General features: G+C 68.3%; 14 protein-coding genes. 13 read left to right on the top strand and 1 reads right to left on the bottom strand.

Features of this window, described 5'->3' with window-relative positions:
- Positions 1-187 precede the first annotated feature (187 nt).
- The 9 genes from ACREYQ_RS24040 to fghA all read left to right on the top strand — a co-directional run bounded on the left by ACREYQ_RS24040 (position 188) and on the right by fghA (position 8964).
- A complete protein-coding gene (locus ACREYQ_RS24040; RefSeq protein ID WP_432260499.1) occupies positions 188-1105 on the top strand; it encodes an aldo/keto reductase in 918 nt (305 codons plus the stop codon).
- 12 nt (positions 1106-1117) lie between these two features.
- Positions 1118-2506 (top strand): NTP/NDP exchange transporter, encoded by a 1389-nt coding sequence (locus ACREYQ_RS24035; RefSeq protein ID WP_432260498.1) that lies wholly within the window; start codon positions 1118-1120, stop codon positions 2504-2506.
- Between the two features lie 56 nt (positions 2507-2562).
- Positions 2563-3483, top strand: a complete 921-nt coding sequence (locus ACREYQ_RS24030; protein WP_432260497.1) for a LysR family transcriptional regulator — start codon at positions 2563-2565, stop codon at positions 3481-3483.
- A gap of 144 nt (positions 3484-3627) precedes the next feature.
- Positions 3628-3774, top strand: coding sequence for a hypothetical protein (locus ACREYQ_RS24025; RefSeq protein WP_432260496.1), 147 nt, complete (start codon positions 3628-3630; stop codon positions 3772-3774).
- Between the two features lie 118 nt (positions 3775-3892).
- Entirely contained in the window at positions 3893-4876 is a 984-nt protein-coding gene (locus tag ACREYQ_RS24020; protein ID WP_432260495.1) for a PDR/VanB family oxidoreductase, read from the top strand.
- A gap of 34 nt (positions 4877-4910) precedes the next feature.
- Complete coding sequence (locus tag ACREYQ_RS24015) at positions 4911-5960, top strand: Rieske 2Fe-2S domain-containing protein (protein ID WP_432260494.1); 1050 nt, start codon at positions 4911-4913, stop codon at positions 5958-5960.
- 15 nt (positions 5961-5975) lie between these two features.
- Positions 5976-6977, top strand: coding sequence for a xylose isomerase (locus ACREYQ_RS24010; protein ID WP_432260493.1), 1002 nt, complete (start codon positions 5976-5978; stop codon positions 6975-6977).
- Positions 6978-7001: 24 nt separating this feature from the next.
- Entirely contained in the window at positions 7002-8108 is a 1107-nt protein-coding gene (locus ACREYQ_RS24005; RefSeq protein WP_432260492.1) for an S-(hydroxymethyl)glutathione dehydrogenase/class III alcohol dehydrogenase, read from the top strand.
- A 13-nt stretch (positions 8109-8121) separates the two neighbouring features.
- Positions 8122-8964 carry an S-formylglutathione hydrolase gene (fghA, locus tag ACREYQ_RS24000; RefSeq protein WP_432260491.1) on the top strand — a complete coding sequence of 281 codons (843 nt, stop codon included), beginning with the start codon at positions 8122-8124 and terminating at the stop codon, positions 8962-8964.
- A 10-nt stretch (positions 8965-8974) separates the two neighbouring features.
- On the opposite strand, the gene ACREYQ_RS23995 is transcribed toward fghA, so the two are convergent.
- The gene (locus ACREYQ_RS23995; protein WP_432260490.1) at positions 8975-9988 is read right to left on the bottom strand and encodes an AraC family transcriptional regulator; all 1014 of its coding nucleotides are present in this window, start codon (positions 9986-9988) and stop codon (positions 8975-8977) included.
- Between the two features lie 153 nt (positions 9989-10141).
- Between ACREYQ_RS23995 and ACREYQ_RS23990 the strand changes: the two genes are divergently transcribed.
- From ACREYQ_RS23990 to ACREYQ_RS23975, 4 genes are all read left to right on the top strand, one after another.
- On the top strand, positions 10142-11275 hold the full coding sequence (locus tag ACREYQ_RS23990; RefSeq protein ID WP_432260489.1) for an acyl-CoA dehydrogenase family protein: 1134 nt from the start codon (positions 10142-10144) through the stop codon (positions 11273-11275).
- Positions 11276-11320: 45 nt separating this feature from the next.
- Positions 11321-12844 (top strand): CoA-acylating methylmalonate-semialdehyde dehydrogenase, encoded by a 1524-nt coding sequence (locus tag ACREYQ_RS23985; RefSeq protein ID WP_432260488.1) that lies wholly within the window; start codon positions 11321-11323, stop codon positions 12842-12844.
- A gap of 255 nt (positions 12845-13099) precedes the next feature.
- Positions 13100-14005, top strand: coding sequence for a 3-hydroxyisobutyrate dehydrogenase (gene mmsB / locus ACREYQ_RS23980; RefSeq protein ID WP_432260487.1), 906 nt, complete (start codon positions 13100-13102; stop codon positions 14003-14005).
- Entirely contained in the window at positions 14002-14772 is a 771-nt protein-coding gene (locus tag ACREYQ_RS23975; RefSeq protein ID WP_432260486.1) for an enoyl-CoA hydratase, read from the top strand. The genes mmsB and ACREYQ_RS23975 overlap by 4 nt, the downstream gene beginning before the upstream one ends.
- The last annotated feature ends 5 nt before the right edge of the window (positions 14773-14777 follow it).

The raw sequence follows: 14777 nt of genomic DNA, 5'->3' as shown, positions 1-14777 counted from the left end.
CTCCGGGGAAAAGGTTGGAAACAGCGGTGATTGACACGTCGCCGGCAGGTCCCGGCGCCCCGCAGTGTCGCACGCGGTGCGCCACGATGCACGGCGTGGCTATGTGCGCTCGCATCAACGCAACGGTTTACAAGGCCCCGCACTCGGCCTAAGGTCAACCAGTCAGTGACTTGCCGGGAACCACCCCATGTCGATCGACCGCCGCTCATTCCTCAGCCTGGCCGCCGGACTGGCCGCTGCCGGCCTCGGCCCCGTGCTGCCGGCCCATGCCGCCACCGTCGCCGTCCCCATGCGCCGCAACATCCCCGGCACCACCGAGGCCCTGCCCGTGATCGGCATGGGCACCGCCGACACCTTCAATGTCGGCCCCGGCGCCGATGAACGCAAGCCGCTGGCCGAGGTGCTGGGGCTGCTGCTGCAGACCGAGGGTTCGGTCATCGATACCGCGCCCAGCTACGGCAGCGCCGAAGCCGTAACGGGCGATCTGCTGAGCGCGGTCAATGCCCGCAACCGGGTGTTCCTGGCCACCAAGATCTCGGCCCGGTCCGGTGCACCGGCGCAGGCGCAATGGGCGCGCTCGCTGGCTGACCTGCACGTGGACAAGGTCGACCTGCTGCAGGTGCATAACCTGATCGACTGGCAGGCCAACCTGCGCTGGCTGCGCGAGCTGAAGGAACAGGGCCGCATCCGCTACCTGGGCATTACCCATTACCGCGAGGACGCGCACGAGGCGCTGGAACAGATCGTGCGCAGCGAGCGCGTGGACTTTGTCCAGGTCAACTACTCCGTGGCCGAGCGCAATGCCGAACGCACGCTGCTGCCGCTGTGCGAAGCGCGCGGCGTGGCGGTGCTGGTCAACCGGCCGTTCCAGGACGGGCGCCTGTTCCGTGTGGTCAGGGACCACCCGCTGCCGGAGTGGGCCGGCGATATCGACTGCGGCTCGTGGAGCCAGCTGTTCCTGAAGTTCATCGTCAGCCATCCGGCCGTGACGGCGGCGATCCCGGCCACCTCCAAACCACGCAACATGGCCGACAACCTTGGGGCCGGGCTGGGCCGCATGCCCGACCCCGGCCAGCGCGAGCGTATTGCCGCGCTGCTGCGCTGAGCGTTGTCGATCATGGACGATCCGGCGCGCGCTGCGCCTGCCAGCGGCCTGGCCCGGCTGCGGCGCGGCTTCGGCATCCGTCCCGGCGAGGCCAGCGCCGTGGTGGCCGGCTTCCTGTTCTTCTTCTGCCTGTTCGCCAGCTATTTCATGCTGCGGCCGGTGCGCGAGACCATGGGCATCGCCGGCGGCGTGAAGAACCTGCAGTGGCTGTTCACCGCCACCTTTGTGGTGATGCTGGCCGCGATCCCGCTGTACGGCGCGGTCTGCGCCTGGCTGCCGCGGCGCCGCTTTGTGCCCTGGGTGTACGCCTTCTTTATCGCCAACCTGCTGGGCTTTGCGCTGGCCACGCGCGCCCTGCCCGACAACATCTGGCTGGCGCGCGTGTTCTACGTCTGGCTGTCGGTGTTCAACCTGTTCGTGGTGTCGGTGGCCTGGAGCCTGATGGCCGATGTGTTCCGGCCCGAGCAGGCGCGCCGGCTGTTCGCGCTGCTGGCCGCCGGCGCCAGCGCGGGCGGGCTGACCGGGCCGGTGCTGGGCGGCTGGCTGGTGCCGCAGATCGGCCTGACCGGGCTGATGCTGCTGTCGGCCACATTGCTGGCCGCAACGCTGCCGGGCGTGGGCTGGCTGTTCGGCTGGCGCCGACGCGCCGGCGCAGGCGTGGTGCAGCCAGGCGAAGCCGCCACCGGCGCGGTGCAGGATCCTGCCAAACCGATCGGCGGCGGGCTGCTGGCCGGGCTGTCGCTGCTGCTGCGCTCGCGCTACCTGCTCGGCATCGGCCTGTTCGTAATCCTGCTGGCCACGGCCAGCACCTTCCTGTATTTCGAGCAGGCTCGGCTGGTGTCCGAGGCATTTCCCGAGCGCACCCGCCAGACCCAGGTCTTCAGCGCGCTGGACGCCGCCGTACAGGCGCTGACCATCCTGGTCCAGCTTTTTTTCACCGGCCGCATGGCACGCCGCTATGGTGTCAGCGTGCTGCTCACGGCAGTACCGCTGGCCGTGGCCTGCGGCTTTCTCGTGCTGGCGATGTTGCCAACTTTCAACGTGCTTGCAGGCGCGATGATCCTGCGCCGCGTCGGCGAATACGCCCTGCTGCGCCCCGGGCGCGAGATGTTGTTCACCGTGGTCGATCCCGAGACCAAGTACAAGGCCAAGAACGTGATCGACACCGCCGTCTACCGTGCGGGCGATGCGGTCAGCGCCTGGGTCAAGACAGCAGTCGATGCCCTGTCGGGGCATCCGGCCACGGTGGCGCTGGCGGGTGCCGCGCTGGCGCTGGCATGGGCCGCACTGGGATGGTGGCTGGGGCGACGGCATGAGGGACAGCCGGGACCGACTGACACCCAGGCGGGGAACCACGCAAGCGCGGGCCCCGCCGCACGGGCACCGACATCGCCGCACTAACGCCACCGCGGCTGGCGGCCATGCCCGGATGGCTTCTGCTACCATCGGCCACCACTATGCACGCCAAATCCATCCGCTACTTCGAAGCCATAGCCCGCGCAGGATCGATCCGCGAGGCCGCGCGCAAGCTGCATGTGGATGCTTCGGCGGTCAACCGGCAACTGCTGAACCTGGAAGACGAACTGGGCGCGGCGCTGTTCGACCGGCTGCCCAACGGCCTGCGTCTGACCGAGGCCGGCCGGCTGTTCTCGCAACACGTGCTCCACGTCCTGCAGGACGAGCAGCGGCTGCTTGCCGAACTGGCGCAATTGCAGGGGGTGGAACGCGGCGAAGTGCGCGTGACCGCCGTTGAAGCCCTGAATGCCGACTTCCTGCCCGCCGTGATCGAAACCATGGCGCGGCGCCACCCCAACGTTCGCCTGACCCTGCGCACGCAAGGCTCAGGGGACATCGCCGGCGAACTGCTGGCCGGTGATGCGGACGTCGGCATCGCCTTTGCGCTGGCGCAGCAAGCCGACCTGCAGACCATCGACAGCGGCGATTTCCGCCTTGGCGCGGTGATGGCCCCGTCGCACCCCCTGGCGGGCCGCGCGCAGGTGACGGTGGCGGAGTGCATGGCTTACCCGCTGATCCTGGCCAACCCGGAACTGGCGCTGCATGCCCTCTGCACCCCACTGCTGGCCGGCATGGAAACGGGTGCGCATCCGCCCATCCACACCGGGTCGCTCGAGCTGATGCGCCAGCTGGCCATGCGGGGCGTCGGCATTGCCTTCCAGACCCGCATCGGCCTGGACAGCCTGTGCGCCGCGCACAAGCTGGCGTATGTGCCGCTGGCCGGCACGGCACCCGCGGCGCCGCTGGGCATCCATGTCCGCGCGGGACGCTCCCTGCCGCCGGCCGTCAGCGCCTTCCTTGCGATTGCCCGCGACGAACTGTGCCGGCTGCAGCAAGAAGAAGCCGGCGCGGTGGCCGCCTGAGCACTGCATTTATTGCATCGGCGCGCTGCAAATTTGCCGCTATGCGGCCACGGCGAAGTCCTTTATCTTGCCATCCATGGCTGGCGCGGGCCTTGCCCCGCTCCCCCATCCCGCTACAGCCCTCCACCCGCAAAGAAGAGGACGATGCCAGACTTTGCCATCGACGCCGCCTGCCGGCATGACCGCACGCAACACCAGTTGCGGCGCGTCCCGCTGGCCTGGCGCAAGAAGCACGCCCCCGCTCCGATTGCCTATCGCAACGCCATGCGCAACGCGCCCCCGCGCGGCTGACCTGCACGGGGGCTAGCGCAGCCGCGCCGGCACCCCCGTCTTCCCCGGTGATATCTCTGCGCCGCCGCGTCATGCGGCAGCGGCCGGATCCCTGCATTCGTCAATCGGGAGCATGGCAATGTCCAACGAACCCAATATCCAGTGGCCCCTTGATCTGGTGGTGGCGCAGACCACGCCGCTGACCGCCGAGGTGCGCCAGCTCATCCTGCGCGCCGCGGACGGCGGCGCCCTGCCGGCATTCAGCGCCGGGGCGCACCTTGCGGTCTGCGTGCAGCCCCATGGCACCGGCAGCGCCGCGCAGCGCGCCTACTCGCTGCTCAACAGCACCGCACAGTCCGGCCACTACGAGATTGCTGTCAAGCATGAAGCCCATGGCGCGGGCGGCTCGCGCTTCATGCACGCCCTGGCACCCGGCGACCGCCTGCGCGCCGGCATGCCGAAGAACGATTTCGCGCTGCACGCCGCGCCGCATCATGCGGTGCTCATTGCCGGCGGCATCGGCATCACACCCATCCTGTCGATGGCGCGCTGGCTGGACCGCGCGGGCCAGCCCTTCCAGCTGCATTACGCGGCCCGCACGCCGCGGGCCATGCCCTACCGCGACGAAGCCGCGGCGCTGGGCAGCGCGCGGGCCACGCTGTATTTCGACCACGGCGAGCCTTCGCGCGGCATGCCGCTGGAGCAGATCCTGGGCGCGCCAGCCGCCGGGCGGCATGTCTACGTATGCGGCCCGCGCCCGTTGATCGATGCCGTGGTTTCGGCTGCCCGCGCGTATCACTGGCCGGCAGAGAACGTGCATCTCGAACTGTTCGGCAACACGGTGCCCCAGGCGGGCGACCAGCCCTGCCGGGTGGTGCTGGCGCGCAGCGGCATCACGCTGGAGGTGCCGGCCGCGCAAAGCATCCTCGACGCCATGATCGGCGCCGGGCTGGACCCGATGTTCGACTGCCGGCGCGGTGAATGCGGCGTCTGCGCCCAGCGCGTGCTGCGCGGCGAGCCGGACCATCGCGACTATGCCCTGAGCACCGGGCAGCACGAGGTGGAACGCCTGATGTGCGTGTGCGTGTCACGCGCCCGCGGCGAACTGGTCCTCGACGCCTGAACACCACGTAACGCCATCGAGAACGGAGACCTTTATGTCGACCTTTGTCAGAAACGCCTGGTACGTCGCCGCCTGGAGCCATGAAGTGGGCCGCCAGCTGCTGGCGCGCACCATTCTTGGCGACCCCGTATTGCTGTACCGGCGCGAAGACGGCCAGCCCGCGGCGCTGGTCGACCGCTGCCCGCACAAGCTGGCGCCGCTGTCGCTGGGCGAGCTCAAGGGCGACCATGTCCAGTGCGGCTACCACGGCATGACCTTCGACTGCACCGGCAGTTGCGTGCGGGTGCCGGGCCAGCAGAACATTCCACCCACCGCGCGCGTGCGCGCCTATCCCTTGCATGAGCGCTATAACGCCGTGTGGATCTGGATGGGCGACCCCGCGCTGGCGGACCCGGCGGCCATCGTCGAGGTGCCGCGCTACGGCGAGCCCGGCTGGGGCCTGGTCGATGGCCAGTACCTGCATTTCCGCTCCAACTACCTGAATATCACCGACAACCTGGTCGATCCGGCGCACACCACCTACGTGCACAAGAAGACCATCGGCAACGCCGCCGGCGAGGATGTGGGCGTCACGGTCGAGCAAGGCGATGCGCACGTGCTGGCCTACCGCTGGATCCGCAATGCGCCGCCGGTGCCGCTGGTCGCGCGCATGGGCAACTTCCGCGGCGTGACCGACCGCTGGCAGTACTACTACCTGCACCTGCCGTCGACCTCGTATGTCGACTTCGGCAGCATCGATGCCGGCACGGAGCCCAGCGAAGCCAACAAGGACAGCGGCTTCCGCTCGTTCAGCTTCAACTTCCTGACCCCGGAGACCGAGTCCACCACCCACTACTTCTGGCTGCATCTGCGCAACTACCACCCCGGCGATCCGAAGGTATCCGCCGACGTCGCCAGCCTGATGGCACTGACCTTCCAGGAAGACGCCGACCTGCTTGCCTTCGTGCAGCGCGAACAGGAACGCACCGGCGTGCGCGAATACACCCGCCTGGCGATTGACAACGCGCCGGCACGCATCCGCCGCATGGTCGAACGGCTGCAGGCAGCGGAAGCCACCCCCCCGGGCCCGGATTCCAGGGCCTGACAACGGAGACAGACCATGACATTCTCGATCGGCTGCAATGGCCGCGGCGTGCAGCACACCCGCCCGGTGTCGGTGGACGAACAGTTCCGCATGATGAAGGAGGCACGGGTATTCGACCACTTCGACCGCATGCCGCAACCCGGGCAGGAGGCAGAGTACCTGCGCGCCGCCGACAAGCACGGCATCCCGATCCGCACCGGCCTGTGGTCCTATACCGCCGGCCGCGATGAAGCCCTGCTGGAGAAGAACCTGCGGCTGAGCAAGGACGCTGGCGGCAAGTTCCACAACATCATGCTTTACACGCGCCATGCACGCGGACATGTGGTCACGGATGACGAAGTCGTCGCCTTCTACTTGCATGCCCATGAACTGGCGCAGAAGATCGGCATCGGCATCGGCTTCGAGGTGCACATCTACATGTGGTCCGAGGACCTGCGCCGGATCACCCCGGTGGCGCGGCAGGTACAGGCACGCGGCGTGCCGTTCAATTTCGTGCTGGACCACAGCCATGTGCTGCTGAAGGTGGACAACCCGGAGGAGCAGGACGTCAGCGGCATCCGCGCCGACGTGGAGGCCGGGCACTGCATCATCGACCCCTATGAGCCCGGCAATGTCCTCGACGAGTGGATCGCCATGAACATGACGCACTGGCTGCAGATCCGCCCGGTGTCGCCCAACGGCCCGAAGAACCCGTGGGAGCTGAAGGACGGCGGCACCTGGGGCCGCGCCTGCCAGTACCCCTTTTTCCGCCCGGCGCCGGGCGAGTGGCACCTGCCCTGGCATGCCTACCGCGTGGAGCCGTGCAAAGAGGTGGTACGGCGGGTGCTGCGCCACCACCGCGACACGCCCGGGAGCCCCCTGCGCTTCATCACCACCGACATGATCGATATGCCCGATTACGGTGGTGGCGTAAAGTACTCACTTTTCGAGCAGAATATCGCCATCGCCGAATGGTTCCGCAGCACGTGGCGCGAGATCCAGGCCGAAGCGCCGGTTCCGCCCACGGCTAACCCCTGACACGCCTCACTGAAGGAAACGCACATGAAAACCAAAGCCGCCATCGCCTGGAAAGCCGGTGCCCCGCTGACCATTGAAGACGTGGACCTGGATGGCCCGCGCGCCGGCGAAGTGCTGGTGGAAGTGAAAGCCACCGGCATCTGCCACACCGACTACTACACCCTGTCCGGCGCCGACCCCGAAGGCATCTTCCCGGCGATCCTGGGCCATGAGGGCGCGGGCATCGTCACCGATGTCGGCCCGGGCGTGACCTCGCTCAAGCCGGGCGACCACGTGATCCCCCTGTACACGCCGGAATGCCGCCAGTGCAAGTTCTGCCTGTCGCGCAAGACCAACCTGTGCCAGGCGATCCGCGCCACCCAGGGCAAGGGCCTGATGCCGGATGGCACCTCGCGCTTCTCGATCGACGGCAAGCCGATCTTCCACTACATGGGCACCTCCACCTTCGCCAACCACATCGTGGTGCCGGAGATCGCGCTGGCCAAAATCCGCCCGGATGCGCCGTTCGACAAGGTCTGCTACATCGGCTGCGGCGTCACCACCGGCGTGGGCGCGGTGCTGTTCACCGCCAAGGTCGAAGCCGGCGCCAACGTGGTCGTGTTCGGCCTGGGCGGCATCGGCCTGAACGTGATCCAGGCGGCCAAGATGGTCGGTGCCGACAAGATCATCGGCGTGGACCTGAACCCGGGCCGCGAGGCGATGGCGCGCAAGTTCGGCATGACGCATTTCGTCAACCCGAAGGACGTGGACAACGTGGTCGACCACATCATCCAGCTGACCGATGGCGGCGCCGACTATTCGTTCGAATGCATCGGCAACACGCAGGTCATGCGCCAGGCGCTGGAGTGCTGCCACAAGGGCTGGGGCAAGTCGATCATCATCGGCGTGGCCGAGGCCGGCGCGGAGATCTCGACGCGCCCGTTCCAGCTGGTGACGGGGCGCGAGTGGAAGGGCTCGGCCTTCGGCGGCGCGCGCGGGCGCACTGACGTGCCCAAGATCGTCGACTGGTACATGGAAGGCAAGCTCAATATCGACGACCTGATCACGCATACGCTGCCGCTGGAGCGCATCAACGAGGGCTTCGACCTGATGAAGCGCGGGGAGTCGATCCGCTCCGTGGTGTTGTACTGAGGACGGCGCCGACATGGAACTGATCTCGCAACACGGCTGCCACGGCGGCGTGCAGCGCTTCTATCGCCATGACTCGGCGGCGATCGGGCTGCCGATGCGTTTCTCGGTCTACCTGCCGCCGCAGGCGCAGGCGGGCGGCAGGGTGCCGGTGCTGTTTTACCTGGCCGGCCTGACCTGCACCGAGGAGACCTTCATGATCAAGGCCGGCGCGCAGCGCTTTGCCGCCGAACACGGCCTGATGCTGGTGGCGCCGGACACCAGTCCGCGCAACGCGGGCCTGCCGGGCGAGGCGGATGCCTGGGACTTTGGCGTGGGCGCCGGGTTCTATGTCGATGCCACCGAGGCGCCGTGGAACCAGCACTGGCGCATGGAGAGCTACGTCGCGGACGAACTGTTCGGGCTGGTCACCACCGCGCTGCCTGGCGATGCCAGCCGTGTCGGCATCTTCGGGCATTCGATGGGCGGGCACGGGGCACTGGTGCTGGCGCAGCGTCATCCGCGGCGCTTCCGCTCGGTGTCGGCGTTTGCGCCGATCGCCGCGCCCTCGCGCTGCCCGTGGGGAGAAAAAGCCTTCACCGGCTACCTGGGCAGCGACCGCGCCGCCTGGGCCGCGCACGACGCCAGCGAGCTGATGGCTCGCCAGCAGCAGGCGCCGTTCCCGGCCGGCATCCTGGTCGACCAGGGCCTGGACGACCAGTTCCTGCCAACCCAGCTGCACCCGGAGGCCTTCGCCGCGGCCTGCCAGGCCGTCGGCCAGCCGCTGACGCTGCGCCGCCACAGCGGCTACGACCACGGCTATTACTTCATCGCCAGCTTTATCGCCGACCACATCCGCCACCACGCCGCGCAGCTGTAGTCGCGCGGCTTCAACCCTCGGCCAACCGGCGGTAAGCCCCCGGGCGCGATCCGGTCCAGCGCCGGAACGCCCGGTGGAACGCGCCCGGCTCGGCAAAGCCGAGTTCGGCCGCGATATCCGCGACCGCGCGCCCGGAATGGCTCAGCGCCTCGATCGCCAGGTCGCGCCGCAGCGCATCCTTCAGGTCCTGGTAGCTGACGCCCTCTTCCATCAGCCGGCGCCGCAGCGATGATGCCGACAGGTTCAGGCTGACGGCCAGATCTTCAAAGGTGGGCCATTGATCCGGACGCTGGTTACGCAGCACCCGGCGCACGCGCGCGCCCACGCTGGCGCGGTCGGAGTACTTGACCACCACGTTGTGCGGCGCATCGCGCAGGAAAGCCTTCAGGCTGCGCTCGTCCTGGCGCACCGGCTGCTCCAGCAGCGCGGCATCGAACACCAGCGCCGTCGCCGGCTGCGCGAACGCCAGCTGGCGCGAATACATGACGCGGTACTCAGCGCTGTACGACGGCTCGTCATAGTCAAAAGCCGCCAGCCGCACCGGCACGCGCCGCCGCAGCAGCCAGCTCATCAGGCCATGCAGCATGATCAGCATGGTTTCCTTGGCAAACACGCCCGGCTGCCGTCCCAGGTGCGCGCAGGGCGCGGTCAGCACCAGCGCGGCCTCGTCGCCGTGGCGTTCGAGCCGCACGCCGATATCGTCCAGCAGCAGCCGGAAGTACCGCGTGATCCGCTCCAGCCCCTGCGCAAGCGTGCGGCTGCCGGCCACCGCGTGGCACAGCATGGCAAAGCTGCCGCACTTCATGCTGCGCGAGTCCTGGCCGAAGAATTCATCGTCCAGCGCCGCCGCCACGGCCAGCCACAGCTCGCTGTAGCTGGCGGACGAGACCCGCGCCTGCGGCACCGCCAGCAGCGCCGGTGCAATGCCGGCGCTGCGCAGCACCGGATCGGGGTCGATGCCGCGCGCGCGCAGCCCCCCAATGGCGTGGTGGACGAAACAGATGGCGACACTGCCTTTTTCCATGGCGCTGGCGGGTGGCAAACGAGTTCACGAAGATTGGCGGATTTTGGCATAGGAGCCCGCCCCCGGCGTTCCTACACTGCCCACAGGTCAAACGCCGAGCGCGCATTCTGCCTGACTTGCCGCGCGGCTCCAAACGCCCCACCCCAATCTGCCATGCACAGCGACTACACCGAAGAGCAAACCATGATCCGCGACAGCGCGCGCGCCTTTGCCACCGAGCGGCTGGCCGCCGGCGCTGCGCAATGGGACCGCGACGGCCGCCTGCCCGACGAGGTGGTCGCCGAAATGGGTGCGCTGGGCCTGCTGGGCATGATCGTGCCCGAGGAATGGGGTGGCACCTATACCGACTACGTCGCCTATGCGCTGGCGATCGAAGAGATTGCCGCCGGCTGCGCCGCCTGCGCCACCATGATGAGCGTGCACAACTCGGTCGGCTGCGGACCGATCCTGCACTACGGCACCGATGCGCAGAAAGAACAATACCTGGCACAGCTGGCCAGCGGCGAGATGATCGGCGCGTTCTGCCTGACCGAGCCCCAGGCCGGCTCCGAGGCGCACAACCTGCGCACGCGCGCCCGCTTCACCGACAACGGCTGGGTGCTCAACGGCAGCAAGCAGTTTGTCACCAACGGCCAGCGCGCCAGCGTCGCGGTAGTGTTTGCCTCGACCGAGCCGGAACGCGGCAAGAAAGGTATCTCGGCCTTCCTGGTCCCCACCAGCACGCCGGGCTTTATCGTCCACGCCCCGGAGAAGAAGCTTGGCATCCGCGCCTCGGACACCTGCGCGATTACGCTGGAAGACTGCACCGTACCGCACGACGCGCTGCTCGGCGAGCCCGGCGAAGGGCTGCGCATCGCGCTGTCCAACCTGGAAGGCGGGCGCATCGGCATCGCCGCGCAGGCAATCGGGATCGCGCGCTCGGCCTTCGAAGCCGCGTGCCGCTATGCATCGGAACGCATACAGTTTGGCCGCGCCCTGCGTGAACATCCGCCCATTGCCAACATGCTGGCCGACATGGCCACCGAACTGAATGCCGCGCGCCTGCTGGTGCATCGCGCCGCGCGCATGCGCAGCGATGGCGTGCCGTGCCTGTCCGAAGCCTCGCAGGCCAAGCTGTATGCATCCGAGCTGGCCGAGCGCGTGTGCTCCAAGGCGCTGCAGATCCACGGCGGCTACGGCTACCTGGAAGACTACCCGGTCGAGCGTCACTACCGCGACGCCCGCATCACCCAGATCTACGAAGGCACCAGCGAGATCCAGCGCATGCTGATCGCCCGTAGCCTGTAGTCCGACCTTCCCTTGCCAACAGAACCAGACCTTCCGGAGACAACCATGACTGCCGTGCCCAAGACCGACATTGCCGTGCCGACCGTGCCGCTGCTGATCAACGGCGAATGGGTGGATTCGTCCGCCACCGAATTCCGCAACGTGGTCAATCCCGCCACGCAGGAAGTGCTGGCACGCGTGCCGCTGGCCACCGCCAGCGAAGTCGCCGCCGCCGTCGGTGCCGCGCACCGCGCCTTTGCCACCTGGCGCCACACGCCGATCGGCGCGCGGCTGCGCGTCATGCTGCGCTTCCAGGCACTGATCCGCGAGCACAGCAAGCGCATCGCCGCCATCCTGACCGCCGAACAAGGCAAGACCCTGGCCGATGCCGAGGGCGATATCTTCCGCGGGCTGGAGGTGGTGGAGCACGCTTGCTCGATCGGCACCCTGCAGCAAGGCGGCTTTGCCGAGAACGTGGCCGCCACCGTCGACACCTACACGCTGCAGCAGCCGATCGGCGTCTGCGCCGGCATCACGCCGTTCAACTTCCCGGCGATGATCCCGCTGTGGATGTTCCCGATGGCGATCGTGTGCGGCAACACCTTTGTGCTCAAGCCCTCGGAGCAGGATCCGCTGTCCACCATGGAACTGGTCAAGCTGGCGCTGGAAGCCGGCGTGCCGCCGGGCGTGCTGAACGTGGTGCACGGCGCCAAGGACGTGGTCGACGCGCTGTGCACGCACCCGGACATCAAGGCCGTGTCGTTCGTGGGCTCGACCGCCGTCGGCACCCACGTCTACAACCTGGCCGGCGCGCACGGCAAGCGCGTGCAGTCGATGATGGGCGCCAAGAACCATGCGGTGGTGCTGCCGGATGCGCACAAGGAACAGACACTGAACGCCCTCGCGGGCGCAGGCTTCGGCGCGGCCGGCCAGCGTTGCATGGCCACCTCGGTGGTCGTGCTGGTGGGGGCGGCACGCGACTGGGTGCCCGACCTGGTCGAACGCGCCAGGACCCTGAAAGTCGGCGCCGGCGCCGAGGCGGGCACCGATGTCGGCCCCGTGGTATCGGTGGCGGCAAAGGAACGGATCCTCGGCCTGATCGCCGCCGGCGAGCGCGAAGGCGCAACGCTGGTGCTCGATGGCCGCGGCGCGCAGGTGCCCGGCTACCCGCAGGGCAACTTCATTGGCCCGACCATCTTTACCAATGTGCGGACCGATATGTCGATCTACACCGAAGAGATCTTCGGGCCGGTGCTGGTGGTGATCGGCGTCGATACGCTGGACGACGCCATCGCGCTGGTCAACCGCAACCCGTTCGGCAACGGCACCGGCGTGTTCACGCAGAGCGGCGCCGCGGCGCGCAAGTTCCAGAGCGAGATCGACGTGGGCCAGGTCGGCATCAACATCCCCATCCCGGTGCCGGTGCCCTACTTCAGCTTCACCGGCTCGCGCGGCTCCAAGCTGGGCGACCTGGGCCCGTATGGCAAGCAGGTGGTGCAGTTCTATACGCAGACCAAGACGGTGACGGCGCGGTGGTTTGATGACGCGACGGTCAATGATGGGGTGAATACGACGATCAGTTTGAAATAAGCGAGGCGACCAAAACCTGACGCCGGACGCGAACTGCTTGTTTGGTCCCCGCTTGCGGGAGAGGGGCTGGGGGTGAGGGCCGGCGCCGGCAGGACCTGAGCCTCTTGACAAACCGCAGGCGCACGACCGGCCTGCATAACTGTGCTGACTTGGTAGCGATTGACATCCCCGCCCTCACCCCCGCCCCTCTCCCGCGAGCGGGAGAGGGGAGCAAACCGAGCGGGATTCAAAGCGCCCTTCATCGAAGGAAACCCCATGCATATCGCCTTCATCGGCCTCGGCAACATGGGCGCCCCCATGGCGCGCAATCTGCTTAAAGCTGGCCATACGCTGACCGTATTCGACCTGAACGCTGCCGCGGTGGCATCGCTGTGCGCCGAGGGCGCCGCCACCGCCGACTCCGCCCGCAAGGCGGTGGCCGAAGCGGACTTTGTCATCACCATGCTGCCCGCAGCCGCCCATGTACGCAGCGCCTACCTTGGCCCGGAAGGCGTGCTGGCCGGCGTGCGCGCGGGCGTGCCGCTGGTCGATTCCAGCACCATCGACCCCGCCACTGTACGCGAACTGGCCGCCGCCGCCGAGGCGCACGGCAATGCGCTGGCCGATGCGCCGGTCTCCGGCGGCACCGTCGGGGCACAGGCCGGCACGCTGACCTTCATGGTCGGCGCCACCGAAGCGCTGTTCGCCCAGGTGCGCCCGGTGCTGGCCGGCATGGGCCGCAACCTGGTCCATTGCGGCGGCACCGGCACCGGCCAGGTCGCCAAGATCTGCAACAACCTGATCCTCGGCATCTCGATGATCGGCGTGTCCGAGGCGATGGCGCTGGGCGTCAAGCTCGGCATCGATGCCAACGTGCTGGCTGGCATCGTCAATACCTCCACCGGCCGCTGCTGGGCCTCGGACACCTGCAACCCCTGGCCCGGCGTGATCGAGACCGCGCCGGCCGGGCGAGGCTACAGCGGCGGCTTTGGCGCCGACCTGATGCTCAAGGACCTGGGCCTGGCCAACGACGCCGCGCGCAGCGTGAAGCAGCCGCTGTTCCTGGGCGCGCTGGCGCAGCAGGTCTACCAGGCCGTGAGCCATGCCGGCGACGGCCAGCTCGACTTCTCCGGCGTGATCCGCCAGTACCTGTCCGCAGCGGACAAGGAGAGCAAGCAATGATCGAGTTCGCCCTGCGAGGCCACGTTGCCACGCTGACGCTGAGCCGCCCGCCCGCTAACGCTTTCACCGCCGAAGGCCTGCAGCAGTTGCGTGAGCTGGTGGCAAAGATCGACGCCAACCCCGAAGTGCGCGCCGTGGTGGTCACCGGTGCCGGCGAGAAGTTCTTCAGCGCCGGTGCGGATCTGAACGGCTTTGCCGAGGGCGACCGCGCCCATGCCCGCGTGATGGCACAGCAGTTCGGCAGCGCCTTCGAGGCCTTGCAGAACGCGCGGCCCGTGGTGATTGCCGCGATCAACGGCTATGCCATGGGCGGCGGGCTGGAATGCGCGCTGGCCTGCGATATCCGCATCGCCGAGGAACAGGCGCAGATGGCCCTGCCCGAAGCCGCCGTCGGCCTGCTGCCGTGCGGCTGCGGCACGCAAACGCTGCCGTGGCTGGTGGGTGAAGGCATGGCCAAGCGCATGATCCTGACCAACGAGCGCGTGAATGCCGCCACCGCGTTGCGCATCGGCCTGGTCGAGGAAGTCGTGCCGCGCGGCCACGCTTTCGCCACCGCGCTGGCGATGGCCGAGCGCGCCTGCAACGTCAGCCCGCGCGCCGCCGCGCACAGCAAGCGGCTGGTGCACCTGGCACGCCAGGGCGTGCCGCGCCAGGCCGCGCTGGCGCTGGAACGCGAGCGCTTTGTCGACCTGTTCGACGATGCCGACCAGCGCGAAGGCGTCAACGCCTTCCTCGAGAAACGCGCGCCGCAATGGCGCAACGCCTAGGAACC

It is taken from the genome of Cupriavidus sp. TMH.W2 (assembly GCF_050847365.1).
GTDB lineage: Bacteria > Pseudomonadota > Gammaproteobacteria > Burkholderiales > Burkholderiaceae > Cupriavidus.
This window is presented reverse-complemented; position numbering and strand designations above follow the sequence as displayed.